At 51.7% G+C, this 16,090-nt stretch carries 15 protein-coding genes and 1 tRNA gene; 5 read left to right on the forward strand and 11 right to left on the reverse strand.

Annotated features, from left to right (window positions below; all coding sequences use genetic code 11):
• Positions 1–3 precede the first annotated feature (3 nt).
• Positions 4–1,020 (forward strand): LysR family transcriptional regulator, encoded by a 1,017-nt coding sequence (locus ACJJH9_RS20955; RefSeq protein WP_252083791.1) that lies wholly within the window; start codon positions 4–6, stop codon positions 1,018–1,020.
• 282 nt (positions 1,021–1,302) lie between these two features.
• Complete coding sequence (locus ACJJH9_RS20960; protein ID WP_444887529.1) at positions 1,303–2,640, forward strand: dicarboxylate/amino acid:cation symporter; 1,338 nt, start codon at positions 1,303–1,305, stop codon at positions 2,638–2,640.
• A 22-nt stretch (positions 2,641–2,662) separates the two neighbouring features.
• Here ACJJH9_RS20960 and ACJJH9_RS20965 read toward each other — a convergent pair whose 3' ends face one another.
• From ACJJH9_RS20965 to ACJJH9_RS20975, 3 genes are all read right to left on the reverse strand, one after another.
• Positions 2,663–3,097, reverse strand: coding sequence for a DUF1810 domain-containing protein (locus tag ACJJH9_RS20965; RefSeq protein ID WP_444923896.1), 435 nt, complete (start codon positions 3,095–3,097; stop codon positions 2,663–2,665).
• A 260-nt stretch (positions 3,098–3,357) separates the two neighbouring features.
• Positions 3,358–3,783 carry an acyl-CoA thioesterase gene (locus ACJJH9_RS20970; RefSeq protein ID WP_444903426.1) on the reverse strand — a complete coding sequence of 142 codons (426 nt, stop codon included), beginning with the start codon at positions 3,781–3,783 and terminating at the stop codon, positions 3,358–3,360.
• A gap of 638 nt (positions 3,784–4,421) precedes the next feature.
• A complete protein-coding gene (locus ACJJH9_RS20975; protein WP_444899523.1) occupies positions 4,422–4,937 on the reverse strand; it encodes a hypothetical protein in 516 nt (171 codons plus the stop codon).
• A gap of 385 nt (positions 4,938–5,322) precedes the next feature.
• Between ACJJH9_RS20975 and ACJJH9_RS20980 the strand changes: the two genes are divergently transcribed.
• Positions 5,323–5,484: a hypothetical protein gene (locus ACJJH9_RS20980; protein ID WP_444923897.1), complete on the forward strand. Its 162-nt coding sequence runs from the start codon at positions 5,323–5,325 to the stop codon at positions 5,482–5,484.
• Positions 5,485–6,183: 699 nt separating this feature from the next.
• On the opposite strand, the gene ACJJH9_RS20985 is transcribed toward ACJJH9_RS20980, so the two are convergent.
• Positions 6,184–6,510: a hypothetical protein gene (locus ACJJH9_RS20985; protein WP_444923898.1), complete on the reverse strand. Its 327-nt coding sequence runs from the start codon at positions 6,508–6,510 to the stop codon at positions 6,184–6,186.
• Positions 6,511–6,599: 89 nt separating this feature from the next.
• Between ACJJH9_RS20985 and ACJJH9_RS20990 the strand changes: the two genes are divergently transcribed.
• Complete coding sequence (locus tag ACJJH9_RS20990; protein WP_444923899.1) at positions 6,600–7,541, forward strand: IS1595 family transposase; 942 nt, start codon at positions 6,600–6,602, stop codon at positions 7,539–7,541.
• On the opposite strand, the gene ACJJH9_RS20995 is transcribed toward ACJJH9_RS20990, so the two are convergent.
• The 4 genes from ACJJH9_RS20995 to mutY form a co-directional block, all read right to left on the reverse strand.
• The gene (locus ACJJH9_RS20995; protein WP_444923900.1) at positions 7,533–7,817 is read right to left on the reverse strand and encodes a DUF5677 domain-containing protein; all 285 of its coding nucleotides are present in this window, start codon (positions 7,815–7,817) and stop codon (positions 7,533–7,535) included. The genes ACJJH9_RS20990 and ACJJH9_RS20995 overlap by 9 nt on opposite strands.
• Positions 7,818–8,488: 671 nt before the next feature.
• Positions 8,489–8,564: transfer RNA gene (locus ACJJH9_RS21000), tRNA-Phe, on the reverse strand.
• A 125-nt stretch (positions 8,565–8,689) separates the two neighbouring features.
• Positions 8,690–8,965 carry an oxidative damage protection protein gene (locus ACJJH9_RS21005; protein ID WP_152455703.1) on the reverse strand — a complete coding sequence of 92 codons (276 nt, stop codon included), beginning with the start codon at positions 8,963–8,965 and terminating at the stop codon, positions 8,690–8,692.
• A 15-nt stretch (positions 8,966–8,980) separates the two neighbouring features.
• Positions 8,981–10,066 (reverse strand): A/G-specific adenine glycosylase, encoded by a 1,086-nt coding sequence (gene mutY, locus ACJJH9_RS21010; protein ID WP_444923901.1) that lies wholly within the window; start codon positions 10,064–10,066, stop codon positions 8,981–8,983.
• Positions 10,067–10,245: 179 nt separating this feature from the next.
• Here mutY and ACJJH9_RS21015 point away from each other — a divergent pair, with 179 nt between their 5' ends.
• Positions 10,246–10,413, forward strand: coding sequence for a hypothetical protein (locus ACJJH9_RS21015; RefSeq protein WP_444923902.1), 168 nt, complete (start codon positions 10,246–10,248; stop codon positions 10,411–10,413).
• A gap of 227 nt (positions 10,414–10,640) precedes the next feature.
• On the opposite strand, the gene ACJJH9_RS21020 is transcribed toward ACJJH9_RS21015, so the two are convergent.
• From ACJJH9_RS21020 to ACJJH9_RS21030, 3 genes are all read right to left on the reverse strand, one after another.
• Complete coding sequence (locus ACJJH9_RS21020) at positions 10,641–11,168, reverse strand: hypothetical protein (protein ID WP_252083777.1); 528 nt, start codon at positions 11,166–11,168, stop codon at positions 10,641–10,643.
• 360 nt (positions 11,169–11,528) lie between these two features.
• The gene (locus ACJJH9_RS21025) at positions 11,529–13,697 is read right to left on the reverse strand and encodes an AsmA family protein (protein WP_444923903.1); all 2,169 of its coding nucleotides are present in this window, start codon (positions 13,695–13,697) and stop codon (positions 11,529–11,531) included.
• 176 nt (positions 13,698–13,873) lie between these two features.
• Positions 13,874–16,009, reverse strand: coding sequence for a TonB-dependent receptor (locus tag ACJJH9_RS21030; RefSeq protein WP_444923904.1), 2,136 nt, complete (start codon positions 16,007–16,009; stop codon positions 13,874–13,876).
• Positions 16,010–16,090 lie beyond the last annotated feature (81 nt).

Here is a 16,090-nt window from a genome sequence, read left to right on the forward strand (position 1 = left end):
CTCATGAAGGTCTATGTATCGGCAATGCTAGGCTGGAGCAGATACAATGAAAATCAAGTAACGATTGTGAGTGATACAGGTTTGACTAGGGGCAACAGAGACGATCGCCTGGACCGGCTGGAACTAAAGCAACTGCGGCTACTGCAGGCAATTCTGCGGGAGTTAAATTTATCCCGGGTGGCCGACCAGCTCGGTGTGACTCAGCAGACCGTGAGTGAACAGCTCAAGCGACTGCGGGAGATCTTTGGCGACCGCTTATTTATTCGGACCAGCAATGGAGTGGTAGCCACTCCCCTGGCAGAACGGCTGGCACCGAGGATCGATAGCGTGTTAAACGAAATCGCCTCACTGTTGCGTGGGCACGAATTTCTGCCGGCCGAGTACACCGGTATTTTTACTATCAGTGCCACTGACTTTGAACAGCGAGTGGTATTGCCGGGTCTGCTGAAAAAACTGCGTGAACAGGCCCCTGGTCTCAAAGTGGTTGTGCTCAAGCTGGAAATCGACCGCATGGCGCAGCAGCTGCAAACCGGCGAGGTAGATTTGGTCTTCAGTACACCCGGTTTTGTGCCGGACAACTGCCCGACAATGCTGCTGTATCGAGAGCACTATGTTTGCGTGTGCTGCCGGCATGCAAAAATACCCGGCCAGTTAACAGGGGAGACCCTGGCATTGGCACAGTTGGCGGCGCTACCGCAATTGGTGGTGTCTCCCTCCCGCGGAGAACTGCGTGGCATGGCCGATACCTGGTTCGAAGAGTTTGGCCTGCAGCGCAATGTGGTGTTGTCGGTTCCCTCTTTCGCCGCTGCAGCCGAATGTATCGCCTCCACCAATACCGTGGCTTTTCTGCCGTCGCGCCTGTTGCCCGATGAGCGCCTGAGTACCCTGCCGATTGCCGACCAGCCCCCCGGTTTCGATGTGATCGCCGCCTGGCACAGTCGCAGCGGGCAGGACCCGCTGCATAAATGGATCAGGGAGTTATTGGCGCAGCAATTTGCTCCAGCGACGGATCATCAGTAACAACGCGCAAGAGTAGCGGCCTCGCTATTAGATAAAGCATTGGTGTTGAATGTGGGTAATCAGGCCGTAGTATTTTTAGAGTGGTGAACGATCTATCCCTTGCCCTTTTCCACTAGGGACGCACGGTGTCATCTTTCTGCAACCGCTCTTACCAATCATTGCCTGGGATTGCGTGATCGCCCTCACTTGATCTGACTAAAGAGTTTTACTCTAGAGTTGCAGGATACTGGTGGCTTTCCTTTTGGGTGCCGAGTTAATGAATTTGAATCTGGTAATTCTCGTATGAATTATGGTTCCAATGTTTACCTGTTCAGGATGGTGGAATCCCTGGGGCTGTTGATGCGCACCCGGCTGTGGATGCAAATCCTGTTGGCTATGGTGCTGGGGCTCGGTATTGGCCTGTTGCTGTCGCCGGAAGGGGCTGGGCTGGTCGATGAGAATCTCAGCGTAATATTGGCCAGCTGGTTCAAACTGCCCGGTGCCCTATTCCTGAATATGATCCAAATGGTGGTGATTCCACTGGTGGTCTCCTCCATTATCCTCGGGCTCTGTGGCAGTGGAAATGTATCCCAGCTCAAGCGGGTTGGCCTGCGTATAGCGCCCTATTTTATTGCCACCACCACAGTAGCGGTGATTATCGGTATAGTCCTGGCCCAATTTATTCAACCGGGTAACTATATCGATGAAGCCCTGCTCACAGCGGCTACTGAATTACCCGGCAGCCCACCGCCACAGATGCTGGAATCCAAGCCGCTACCGGAGCGAATCGCCGAACTTATTCCGGCCAATCTGAATCAGAGCATCGCCATGCGCAATATGCTGCAGCTGGTGGTCTACGCGATTTTCACCGGAGTGGCAGTGATGTTACTGCCGCAAAAGCAGCGTGAAACTGCAGTCTATGCCTTCGGCATAGTGCAGGAAATCGCCTTGAAAATAGTCGGTTGGGCCATGCTGTTCGCGCCGCTGGCGGTATTCGGATTATTGGCGGATATTGCCATTCGCGTGGGCTTAACCGCAATCGTGGGGATGTCTGTCTATGTAGGCACGGTTATTCTGGGGCTACTGATTCTACTGCTGTTTTATCTGTTGATTGTCGCACTGGCCACGCCAATGCGGCCTCTGAGCTTCCTGCAGCGCATCAGCGGCGTACAGCTACTGGCCTTTTCCACTTCCAGCTCCGCGGCCGTAATGCCGCTTTCAATGCGCACTGCCGAGACTTCCCTGGGAGTGAAACCTTCTATAGCCAAATTTATTGTGCCTCTTGGCGCTACGGTGAATATGGACGGCACTGCCCTCTATCAGGTAATTGCGGCGATTTTTCTCACCCAGGTTTATGGCATTGACCTCAGCACGGCACAACTGGTGGGACTTACCGTAACTACTGTGGGCGCTTCAATCGGTTCCCCAAGTACACCGGGCGTGGGGATAGTGATTCTCGCTAGTATCCTGGCTGGAATAGGTGTCCCACCAGAGGGTATTGCACTGATTCTCGGTGTGGACCGCATACTCGATATGTGCAGGACCGCCGTAAACGTCACGGGCGATCTCACCGCCTGTCTGGTGATGGATAAACTACTGGGCAGCGACAGTCTGGAAGAACCTGAAACCCAAACTGCTTAAGCGGGAGGTTTGGGGCTAGAGGTTAATGGAAGCTTTGCAGGATCTCCAGGGTACGGGGGTCCTGTTTGCCCTCATAATATTTCTCTAAAACCTGCATAAATAGATTATCAGCGCCAGCCGCAGCAAGGGCGAACAGGGTCATACTGGATCTGACCTTGATCGCATTAAGACTACCGAATATTTCCAGGGCGCTGAGATCTTGCAGGTTTAATAACTCCTGACAACACTCCCGCAATCGTGGCCCAAGCTGTGGATGTTTCAGGTAAGCATGCGCCTCCTCTAGACCTGTCACTCCATATCGTTGTGAAGTAGCACTGTGTCCCAGTCCCTTGAGCTGCGGAAAAATATACCAAATCCAATGGCTGCGTTTGTGCCCCTGCCGCAACTCCTGCAAGGCCTGTGCATAAGAGTCGTTTTGTGCCTGGCAGAACCGCTCCAGGTCAAAATAATCACTCATAAACATTTTCCCGTAAAAGGTCATTGATGTTTTACAGAAAGAAAAGCGTAGCATGAATATTCATGCGCGAGGTTATAGCGGCTATGTTCTGGCAGGAGTAGTAAAGTGGTAGTACTTACCCTCTAAGCAGTTGCTTTTTTGACATGTGTACTCGTGGTGATCAAACCCTTGTCTATTACGCCCTGTTTAACGGTAAAATTTTTCAGGGTCAGTTATTTGAAAGACGGGGTTAACCGTCTTTTTGAATGAAGAAATCCAATTTAATCGGTGGGCAATAAAGCCCGTATATCATCAGGTACCGGCATGGATTTCCCAGCCTGTTGGTCTACCCAAACAATCTTAGCTTCACCGGTGGTGTAGAGTTTATCGGTGTTATCCGCATCTCTGATTTCGTAATAGCTATTAAAGCTACTACGCCCGGGAGTGCCGCCATACATACTAACAGTAATGTTGGCTGGAAATACCAAAGGTAAATGAAAATTGGCCGAAGCATTGAGTAGTACTGGGCCATCTCCTTGGTTACTGCTTACCGCGCCGGAGCGTTTAATAGCCGCTAACCAGCTGCAGCGGCACTGCTCAAAGTAGGTGAAGTAGGTAGCGTTGTTGATATGTCCTAAGGCGTCCATATCACCCCAGCGTACAGCTAAGGTTTCCTGGTGTAGAAGGTTACGGGGGGCTTCACTCATTGTCATTACACTTAAATCAAAACAGTAAAGCGGTTAATTGTAATGGGCCGTCGAGGCTGTGAGTAGGTTTATATTTTATATTCTTAAGTTAATGCAAGACTGCAAGAAAACATCAATATTACTTTTGTCTCTCCTGCTTACTCCTACGTTGCGGCGGTTGACTAGTAGTAGGTGCCAGCAAAAAATAGTTACTTGCCGGGCCGCTTCCGTAAACTGGAGCCGGGAAACCCATGGGAATGTTCGCAAGAAATCACTACGCCGTATTATTGAGGCCGCCGAAATACAGTCTCCCTGTGATAACGAACACGACCAAGCTCGTTAGTATTCCATGGAATACCCAGGAGAGAATGTGAAGTCAAAGAAAGTGACTTCTTTGCAGGCGTTTAATGGTCGTGTGATAAATTATAAATGGCTCTTGTATGTAGTGGACATGTAATCTTTATAGTTTTGTATCTTTGTTATAGGGCTGAATGGTTTTTTAATTTCAGATTTACAATTTATGGCTGCTTTGAAAGTAGTAGCCTTTGAGGCAGGTGAGAGTTTTTAAATATTATTTTAGTGGGAGGTCTCACTTACATGATGCACAGGAGTTAATATCCAGTGCATCATGATTGATTTTCTAAATTATTTTTGCTGCTTTATTCGGCTTCAACGGTAATTCGTAGTGTTCCAGAAAAGGGGGCCGATGCCTGATTGGGCTCCCACTGATTTTCGGGGATAATAATAACAAAAGTGGCGTTATCATCCGCGCAGTTGGACGCTTGAAGGACATTGTTGGTGATGGCTTGTCCAGCTGGGGCCGGTTCAGGAAGTGCACCATCATTCTGGTAGACCACATCGTAACTAATTGAAGTCCCGTCAGATCCAATTAAGCTATATGTAGGGTCAGCACCATCATTTTCAAAGGTTATGCCATAAAGTGAAAAACCATTTCCGGCAACACAAAACCTGTCGTCGGCTATTGCGTCATTTCCCGGTGTGGGGTTTGAAATAGTGATTGGATCAACATTATCTATTGTGATAGTTGTATCAAATTGGAGGGTTATCAAACTGGTTGCACTATCTGTGGCTTGGGATAGCGCGGATGGAGTAAAGCCAATGGCTAATCCGGTAACTACTATGGGTGCCAGAAAATTTGCTGTAACAATTCTCATTGTGAACTCCCTTTCACATTAGATCACACAATATCTGTAAATCAATAACGACAAAACCAAATGAGAATGAGTGGTTTCTGTATTGAAATATTAGTCATGAATTTTCTGTGGAATCTTACTGGGCGGTTATCTAATTATTTTAGAGATATAACTACTAGTTTTAGAGAGAGGTTTCTTATTTTTAGGTTGGGGCTTTGGCGGTTAAGTTGCCTTTGTAAATATTCTAGTGAAGCTTTTTTTTGAGGTTTATGGGTCTTTAGGCCTGTTGTTAGGCGGCGGTTTCAATTTTTCGGCGCCGGAAAATTTAAATCTGATAGGCTCAAGTGACCCCAATCACTAAGTAGACCGTTACCTAAAAGGGCAAATAGGGAATATTCACGAATCATTGGCCAAGGTCCGCCAAGCTATCAAAGTAAAAGACGGCGGCGAGGTCTGGCTAAGCAGTGAATTTTTAAATGTGCTGAAGGTATTAGAAGATTTAATCGGCGTAGTGTCGGCCCTGGCCGGCATACTCACTACACATGCACTTAGCAGTGGAAAAACCTGACCAGGATGCAGCAATCAACGGCAACAAAAGCAGCGCGGATAGTTTGGGGTCTCAACTTAGGCCAATAAGGGCCTAAGTTATTTATTGTGTTAAAGGATGTTGTTTATGGAAAAGAATATAAGCAGATACGGCTTTTTTCTGAGAGAGTCCACCTTATGAATGGTAGAGAAAAGAGTTTCAGAGGTTCAGCACCTACAGAAGTAACGGCAATGGAGCTGGTGGAAGAGATTGCGAAGTCTAAGTAAGCAGATTTTTATTCTTGGTTACAGGATTTGAATATTGTGACAGGGAAGTTTACCGAATACTCGATTGAGTGGGGCGAGTTTCTCGTGGAACCTTGCTCAGATACTGAAGAACAGCACAAAAACTAACTTGCCCAAGCTGGTATTGGCGGCCCCTAGTCACTAGAAATAATTTCTTTGATGGAGAGACAATACAGATCAATCTTTTTCTTTCAGGCAATCATATAGGCCGGTGTACGCTATTAGCATCTTGAACTATAAAAAATATGTTGGAGCTTGTCTGTTGCCGTGGGCGTGAATCTTCGAAAGGAGTTAGAACTAACGCTTACACAGATGCGTGGAATTGAAAGTAGTATGGATTGGCTAGCAAACCACACTACGGAAATGCTTAACCAGTAAAGTTACTTTTCTAGCTGTATTGCTTTGAGTCGACACACTGAAATTTAACTATTTAATATTAATTGGTGGTTGATGGTATGTTATTAAAATGCTGCTCAATCTCTAGGAAATTATCAGTTACTTCTTTTAAATATGCTGGGCCATGTATTTTTGATACAGCTATAGATGCATCTTTTAACATATACGACAGGTAGGTTATTGCTTCAGCTTCTAGGCAATTTGGTTTGCTTTTAAATAATGACTCCCCGGATAGCTCATTAACTTTGTACCCACTTTCTAATCTCGCCATGAATAGATTGACTCCGCTGTGCGTGTGTGCGGAAAAATAGTCGTAGATTTTTATGCTGTTTTGGTTGTGCTCGGCTAATTTGAATTTTTGAGCCACGCTTAATTCTTCCTAATTACCACCCTTGCTAAGTCACAGTTAACTGTATATAAATACAGTTAACTGGTTGATCCACAAGGGAATAGATCATGGCTCGTAATAAGGTACAGTTCCAGAAAGGCATTAGTTTGCCCCAATTCCTCAAAGAATATGGTACCGAAGAGCAGTGTTTCGAGGCTCTCTGCCAGTGGCGGTGGCCAAATGGCTTTTCTTGTCCTCATTGCGGGCATGACAAACATTGCGATCTCTCTCACCGGAAGCTCAAACAGTGTAATCGCTGCCGGCGCCAGACTTCGATCACCTCCCGTACGATCTTCGATTCCACTAAATTACCTCTTACTACTTGGTTCCTCGGTATTTTTCTTATCACTCAGGATAAGAAAGGTATCTCGTGTATGGAGTTGTCACGTCACTTGGGGATCTCATACAACGCAACTTGGCGTATGAAACAGAAACTCATGCAGGTAATGATGGAGCGAGATCATCAATATAAGTTGTCTGGCTTTGTTGAACTGGATGATGCTTATCTCGGGGGAGAGCGTACAAAATGCAAACCCGGGCGCGGAGCTAAAGGTAAAACGCCCTTTGTGGCTGCGGTTGAGACCACCAAGGAAGGGCGCCCAACCCGTATCAAACTCTCTATTGTTAAGGGATTCAGGAGTAGTGAGATCTCTGCCTGGAGCAAAAAACACCTCTGTGATGGCAGCACCGTGATCTCTGACGGTCTTGCGTGCTTCAATGCCGTTACAACTGCTGGCTGTGCACATGACAAGATCGTTTGCGGTGGAGGTCGGGCTTCTGTTGAAGAGCCTGAATTTTATTGGGTAAATACGGTTCTCGGTAATTTAAAGAGTGCTTTACGTAGCACCTACCATGCAATTAGGCCGAAATATGCCCAACGTTATTTGGCTGAGTTCCAGTACCGGTTTAACCGGAGGTTTGATTTGTCAGCTCTTATTCCTCGACTTGTCTTTGTTTCACTTCGGACACCGCCGATGCCAGAAAGGTTACTGAAAATTGGCTTAGCTTAGGTGGTAATTAGGTAATTCTTTGAATTCTTCGTTTGGTTTATAAAGCTTATAATAATCACCCCTCCTTTTCTTTGACTCTCTTTCATTTGATCTACCTTTTATGGAATCTTTTTTCCAGTTCTGCCTTTCGGCGAGCAGATAGTTCGCATAATTTGGATTTTTTTCTAAGTTTTTAATATCTATATAGACTTCATAGGTAGTGCGAGCGATTGGCAGTGTTGCTATATATAATTTGTTTTGAAAGAGTTTAGAGAAGGCCGTGCTTAATTCTATCATTTAGGCATGTAGTCCCATAATAGATTGGTAAGGCGCATCTTTGTTATCCTTGTTGCAGCACCCTTCGAATGTTACTTGGGAATATTTTATGATTGCATCAAGTTCTTTTAAGTAGTTCTGCCTTTAGAGGTTTTATTTTCTTTCCCTCTCTTTAGTTAGAAACCAATCAATTGAAGTGCGTAATTTATTGATGAGCCGTCAAAATCCTATCATCCTAAGGCGATGCTTTAAAATCTGGAACACGCAGCAGCAACGGTCCAACCAAATTTCAAAACTCTTCACACCTTCCTGAAGTAATCAAAACCACCAATTTTCCCACAAACCCCACAGCAGCTAAGGGCTCCTAGGCTCACTGGTGAAAAAAACATACCGAAAAAGGGGCTGCCATTCACTCCTCCCGATTTTGGGTGCTCTTTTAGTTGATGAAATGAGATTGGCGGCGAGGGCCTGAACTGGTGCGGGGGTTGGTTAAGAGTTGGGTTTCACACTTTGAAGAGTTGGGAAGAAAGGTGAAGAAAGATTGCACGACCAAAAGGCTTGAGCAGCGGCAAAGTGTCAGCGTGATTTTGCGGTGACACAATGTGACATTTTGGGGAAATATGGCGCCAATTTTTTAGAGAGGGGGAGAATTAAAAAACCCGCGAAAGCGGCTGCTTGCGCGGGTTTTAATATGGTGCCCGGAGGCGGAATCGAACCACCGACACGGGGATTTTCAATCCCCTGCTCTACCGACTGAGCTATCCGGGCTTTGCGATCTTGCTGGGCTTCCCCTGCGTCGCGAGGCGCGTATTAAAGCCTTATCGCGGGGCTGAGTCAACCCCTTGATTGTAAAAAGTTTTTTTTCTTTTGCGGGGAGGCTTTGCGGGGCCCGTTTACTGCTGTTCCGGGGGCACGTAGCCGTCGGCTGCGTCGTACTCTTCACCGCTCAGGAACTTCATCATCTGCTCGCTCAGGTAGGCGCGGCTGGAGGGTTCCATCATGTTGAGGTGCTTTTCATTGATCAGCATGGTCTGGTGCGACATCCACTCCTGCCAGGCTTTTTTGGAAACATGCTCGAAGATATCGACGCCTTTGGGGCCGGGGAAGGGCGGTGCGTCCAGGCCTTCCAATTCCTCTTGGTACTTGCGGCAGAATACGGTTCTGGACATGGACTCCTCCTGGTTCTAGTCGGCCGTAGTTGGGGCGAGCAGGGGTGCCTGCAGCGCCAATAGTTGTTTTGCCAGCTTTACGATCGGGGCGGGTAGCCCCAGTTCCTGGGCCGCGCGGGCGCGGTTTAGTTGTCGCAGTTTATACCAGCCGGCGCCGCTCTCTGCCACCTGGGCGGGGACTTTGTCGAGCTGTACCCACAGCGGTGTAATATCCAGGTGGAAGTGGGTAAAGGTGTGGCGCAGTAGCGGTAGCGTGTGTATTTCACTGGCGCGCCAGCGTTGTTGTTTGAGCCAGGCCTTGGCATCTTCTGCCTGAGGAGGACACCAGAGGCCACCCCAGATACCGCTGGCGGGGCGCTGCTCTAGATAAATTTCGCCCTGGTATTCCAGCAGTAACAGGGTGGCGCTGCGCACCGGTTTTTCCTTGCGCGGTTTTTTGACGGGGTAATCCTGCGGATTGCCTTGGGCGTGGGCCACACAGGATTTCTTTAACGGGCACTCTTCACAGCGGGGTTTGCTGCGGGTGCACAGGGTGGCACCCAGATCCATCATCACCTGGGTGTAATCGTTAACGCGTTTGTCCGGGGTGTAGGTCTCGGCCAGCTCCCACAATTGATTGGCCACGGCACTCTTCCCCGGCCAGCCTTCCACGGCGTGGAAGCGCGCCAGTACCCGTTTTACGTTGCCATCCAGAATCGGTGCTCTGAGTCCCATGCTGATACTGGCGATAGCGCCTGCGGTGGAGCGGCCAATGCCGCTCAGTTCGGTGAGCGCTTCTACATCCTGTGGAAATTCCCCACCGTGTTCCTGCAACACCGTCTGTGCACATCTATGTAAATTGCGCGCGCGGGCGTAATAACCGAGGCCGCTCCAGTGAGCCAGCACCTTATCCAGCGGCGCGTTGGCGAGGCTCTCCAGGGTAGGAAAGCTCTGCATAAAGCGCTCGAAGTAGGGGATCACCGCGCTGACCTGGGTCTGCTGCAGCATGATCTCGGAAACCCACACGCGATAGGGATTGATATTCTGCTGCCAGGGCAGGTCCTTGCGCCCGTGTTTGTCGAACCATTTGAGAACGGCGTTTTGGAACTGCTTTGGGGTCATGGAGATACTGCGGGCTGATGTTTGTGATGGAAACCTTGGGCTGTGCGCGGGCTAACCTTGGTGCACTTTGCTTTGAGCCTTAGCGGCTGAAGAGATTTTTCATGGTTTCTCTCAATTCGTCGACCTTTTCTTCTACCCAATCGCCATATTTTTTCTTGGTGTTGTATTGAAGCTCTTTTGTGCACTGGGTCTTCAAAGCGATTTATGCCGGGTGTTGCCGTATCTATATCTTCAAAGTCAGCCTTGCGGCGCTGTGGCAGCGGGTCGATGCGCCAGCAGGTTATAAAGAGAGGGATACCGCCTGTGCGGCCAATGGAGGGGTAATCGCGCTATCAGATCAGTATTGATCAGTTGGAATTTGAGCGGAGGAGATTACTATCTGCCCGAAGCGGAAATTGTCTCTGCTAGAAGCCCCCCGCCGGCTGCGAATAGCCTGGGGGAGCTTCCACTAGCGTTGCGGACACAGGGTGGACCGCCCTGGTGAAAATTCGGTGAGGGCAGGCCTAGCTGCCCATCTTATCTAGTTCAGGTCTAGCTCAGGCTGAGCAGCACCGTGACGATCTTCGCTTAGCGATTAGACCTGAATACCCTCTTCCGGCACATAGAAATAGCCGACAAAGTGATAATTTGTGGCAGCCATACCATAGTTATGGTTTGCCGTCTCCAGCTGCTTGGGCAGAATCACAAAACCGGGCCCGTAGTTTTTCACTCCGTGAGCGCCTGGTTTGTGCGTCCAGTAACCGGTTTCCGGGTCCCGCCGGTACCAGTGGTGATCGGTTGTGGACTTATACAGGGCAACACAGTAATACCCCTTGGTGAAAGGCGGGGGATTGTTTGCTGGGGCGTTGGCTACATAGGCCATCCCATCGCGTTTGGCGCCCTCAATCAGGCGGTCATTATCCAAGCCCGCGACATAGCCGGAGTTGGAGCCAGGGTCTGGCTTGCCCTTGTGGGGCTTCTCGCAGTTTGCGGCCCAGGCATAGCAGTTCACGTGGTGGTTACCCCAGGCCTCCTCTGCAGGTGTGTTTTTCGCAGCGCTAGTAACCAGCTTGGTGATCACCTGTTTGGATTTATTGTCTTGCGCTCGTTGCATTAATGGCATTTGTTATTCCCTTTATATGGCCGATCAAGCTTGTACTGATCTTGGGAAAAGAAAGTGCAAGTAATAAGGAAATTGTCGCGCAATGGGAAAAATATAAATAAAAGTAAAAGATGGCCAGGGTGATGTAGAAGCACCTGATGACAGCTCCCGGCACCGGCTAGGGACCGAGTTAAGTAAATCGCACTAACCCCGCCCTTTTACGGTTTATTCGCACTCTTTGCGCTTCGCGGTCATTGGTTGCAGCAATTTAGCGCGGTATTTTTGTCGTGGCTTTGGCGCTATGGAGAGGATTCGGAGATGGAATAGCGTGCAATATTTGGGGCGGAGATGCGCACCGGGCGAAACCCGGTGCGGCTTACATTAACGGCCGAAAAGATTTTTAAGTTTTTCTTTTAGTTCGTCGACTTTTTCTTCCACCTTATCGCCATATTTTTTCTTGGCTTTGTATTTCAGCTCTTCGCGCACCAAGTCGTCGAGGCGGCGGCTGTCGGGTTTACAGGTTGTTGGGCCCACATCGTCGAAGTCGCCTTTGCAGCGCAGTGGCAGCGGGCGGTTGCGCCAGCGTTTGTTTTTTACGGTGCAGCCATCGGCGGAGGTGCTCTCACCCACTAGAGCGAGGCCGAGGGCGAAGTCGAAGTCCTGTTTCTTCAGGTCCACCTCGCCATCGCCGGTCATGGCGATATTCTCGATGCCGGCGAGAATTTCGGTCACTTTTACTTCGTCCCCTTTCACCGCGATTGTGGCGCGCACATCTTGCAGATCGGTCTGGGCGGGCCAGTTCTTCTCCGGCAGTGGAGTATTCTCGGCGTAGCTGAACAGCTGGCACATGCTTTTCTCCAGGTTGAACGGCGCTATGGACAGCTCTTTACTGGACACATTGACGGCGGCGCGCAGGTTCTGCTGCAGATCTGTGGAGGTCTTGCCCTTGGTCTGCCCGTCCCAGTTGACACTGGCTTCGCCGGCCACCTGCACTTTTTCATTGGGGAACAGCGCCTTCTGGACCTTGCCGATATCCACACCGACAAGGCCGCCGCGCACCTGTCCCTCTGCCGTTTGGGCGCGGGCATTGAACTGGCCGTTGCTATTGAGCTGGCCGCCGTAGAGGTCGGCGCTGAGTTTTTGCAGCTGGTAGAGACCGTTATCCACGGTGAGCAGAATTTCGGGGCTGTCCAGCTGTAGGCCGGCGGCCTGTAATTGGTCCAGGGCCAGGTTGATATTGGCGTTAAAGCCGCGCAGATCACTCAGAGGTAGGGGCTCGGCGGATACCTGTTGGGTACCGGCTTTGGTGGTGGCTTTCTTTTCCGTCTGTTGGGCGCTCAGGGTCTCCGCGGAAGTTGGGGTCTGGGTAGACTCCACACTCTGTGCGGTGGCTTCAGTAGAGGGCGCCTTGGTTGTTGACTCTCCACTGGTTTTTTCGTCCTGCTTACCACCTTTTTCATCGGCGGGTGGCAAATAGTTGTCCAGATTGAAAGCGCCACCGCGCAGGCTTAGATCTAACCCCGGCATCTCCGCATTGCGCAGCTGGGCGTTGCCGTTAAAGGTGGTGCCGTCGAGTTGCAGTTGCAGAGGGGTCAGGTTGATCTTTTGTTCGGTGCCTTCGATGCTGGCTTCGATACTCAGCTTTTGCAGTGCGGCGCTATCGCGGGTCACTACTTCACTGCCGGTCAGCTCCAGCCAGGGGCGCAGGGGATCGGCGCTGGCGTTTAGATTCATCTGCACGCGCCAGGGCTGGTTGCCGTTGTCGCGGCGCACATAGCCGCGCAGGTGCATCGTGGCTTTGGCGTTGTTGTCGGAAGTGAGCACCAGCTGCAGAGGTTGCAGGCGCAGGCCGTTGAGGCCTTCATCCAGGGCCAGGGTGCTATCCATTTTAAGTTTGAGCGGGTAACGTAAGTCGCTGCCGGTCACGCTGGCATCGGCGTTGAGTCGCCCAGGCTCGCCGCCGGGCACCAGGTTGTCGGCGGTTATGCTCAGGTTTTCAACCTTGTAGGCCTTGCCGCTGCGGGCGTCACTGTAAGAGAGCAGGCCTTTTTCAATACGCAGTTTATCCAGGCTGAGCTCAACCTGTTGCGCGGCGGGCTCTTGTGTTTCCTTGGGAATCTCCAGCTTGGGTGGCTGTTTTTTCTTTGCCTCCAGAGCCTCACTGATCAGCTCCCAATTACCGCGCCCCTCTTTGTCCACGGAGAGTTCGATCTGCGGTGCCACCAGCACGATTTCCTCGGCTTCAACGCGGCGCTGCAGCAGTGGCTTGAGGGCCACACCCACGGCGATTTTGTCGGCGCGCACCAGGGTCTCTTTCGGCAGCTGCAATGGCGCCATGGTGACATCATCTAGTTGCAGCCCCAATTTGGGCCACAGCTGCCAACCGATATCGCCCTGGAGTTGCAGGGAAATGCCCTGTTTGGCGGCGAGTTTTTCCAGTTGCGGCTTGTATTGATTGATGTCGAGGCCGGCCAGCAGCCAGGCGACAGCGCCGGCGAGTAGCAGGAAAACGACCAACAGAGCGATAAATGTGCGCTTGATCCAGGCCATGGAGTGGATTGTCCCTGTGTTTTTTTAGAAGGTACGTCGAGCGTGTATTAATACTTCAGACGCCGCGGTGGGGGTTGATGTTCCCACAGGTGTTCACCGAGAGCCTATCCGGGAAGTGTAGGAGATGCAGCCCCGCGGAGCTGGGTGCGCCGCGGAGCCATTGAAGCAGTTGTGGCTTAGAAAATAAACCGCACGCCGGCTTCGATGCTGCGGCCTGGAGCCGGGGCATAGTCGCGCAGCAGAGAGGTGGAATTGCGGATTTCTTCGTCGAGCAGGTTGCGGGCGCTGGCGAAGAGCACCGCGTCGCTGCCGCCGATATTGAGGTTGTACTCAGCGCTCAGATCCATGCGGGTGTAGCCATCGGTGGGCTCCTCATAGGCACCGGCGCGGTCCTGGTCCGCCGCCTGTACCGTGCGCCACTCCCATCCCCACTGATCGTACTCGGCCCCCAGGGCCAGGCCCATACGCAGCGGCGGCATACGTGGTACATCGGAGCTTTCGCCGGCGATGGCATCATCGAAGCTGGCGCGCACCATATCGCCAAACAAGGTGATATAGTGGCCTCCCTGTAAGGGGAAGGTCACTGAGGCCTCGGCACCGTAGAAAGTTGCATCGCGGTTGGCATAGGCATAGACCGGCAGCTCCTCTTCCTCACCGCCAGTGTTTAGCGCGTAGATATAGTCACCGATCTGGTTGTAGAACACACTGGCCTCAATACGCGCAGCGTGCCAGCCGTTGGCGGCTTCGTTGTGGTGGTGATAACCCAGTTCCAGGTTAACGCCGTTCTCTTTATCCAGCTGGTTGTTGCCCAAGAGGTAGCGGGATTCCGCCAGGTGCGCTCCGTCGGCAAACAGCTCCTCGGCCACAGGAGCGCGCTCGGAGTGGGTAGCGCCGAAGCTGATATGCTGGTGCTCGGCGAGGAAGTACTGCAGCGTCGCGCTGGCGCCGATCAGGTTGTAATCGCGGTCGCTGGCGGTTTCCGGATCTATATCCACTCGCTCCAGGCGGGCGCCCAGATCCAGGTGCCAGTTACCCCACTCGCGCTCTTTCATGGTGAAAAAGCCAGCGCTGCGGGTGCGCGAAGGCTGGATAAAGGCTTCGTCACCCACTGCGGCAAAGTCTTTGTCGGTCAATTGCAGGCCGTAGGCACCGCGCCAGCCGTTGCCGGCATCGTGGGTTATTTCAACCCGGCTCTCCCAGGCCTCGTTGGTGAAGCGGGTGCCCGGATTACCGGCATCCAGCTCTACATGCTCATAATCGTTGTAGCCGATGCGCAGGCTCAGTTTGTCCCAGTAATCGCCGTCGAAGCGGTGCTCACCTTTCAGGTCATAGCGGGTTTGCACCAGGTGGATACGTACCGCATCGATCTCACCGGCCTCGGCGTGCTCCTCGTGTTCATCATGGTCGTGATCATCGTGGTCTTCACCCGCATGGTCCTCATCGTCATGGTGATGCTCATGGGTGCCCAGGGGGATGCCGTAATTGTTTTCCAGTCGGTTTACGGAGAAGCCGATAAAGCCGCTGTCGGTGATCCAGGAAACGCCACCGCTATAGCTGTGGGCGCGGGCATTGGTGTTGCCCACGAAGCCATCGGTGTTGAAGGCCTCTTCGTGTTCGCCTTCTTCGCCGGCGTGCTCTTCATGATCATGGTGTTCTTCATGTTCACCGTGCTCAACGATAGCGAGACCTGGGATTTCGGTATTGTCATTTTCCCGGTAGACACCGTCCACATACCAAGCCAGCTGCCCGGCGCCACCGGTGAAGCGAAATACCGAGGCATCCTGATTGTCGGCGCTGTTGTGGCGCAGCTCTACCGCGCCTTCCACTTTTTCGGGCACGGCGGTGGGAATGCGTCCGTCGGTAATATTCACCACACCGCCCACGGCGCCGCTGCCGTAACGCAGGGCGGCGGGGCCGCGCAGTATCTCAATGCGCTCGGCCAGTAGGGGTTCGATGCTGGCGGCATGATCGGCGCTGGTATTGGAGGCGTCAGACACATCCAGGTTGTCACTGAGTATTTTTACCCGGTTGGCGCTTTGGCCGCGGATAACCGGCAGGCCAACGCCACTGCCGAAGGAGGCATTGGCGACGCCGGGCTGGTCTTGCAAAGTCTGGCCCAGGGTTGCGGCTGCTGATTTGCGCAGTGCGTCGCCGGAGAGAATAGAAACTGGTGCCGCCACAGCATCGGCGGGTTTATCCAGCGGCGATACGGTAACGTTGACCTCTTCCAAGGGCGAGTTGTATTCAGCGGCGTAAATAGTGGGCGCAGCCAGGCTGGCAATGGCCAGGGCCAGAGTATTGATCTTGATCATTTGTTTTTTTATGTCCTGTCACAGGCGGATGCTGCCGTACGCGCACAGGCGCGGGCATCCACAAAAAAAATTGTTGGTTTT

The sequence above is a fragment of the Microbulbifer mixtoriginis (SeqCode) genome, assembly GCF_052466715.1.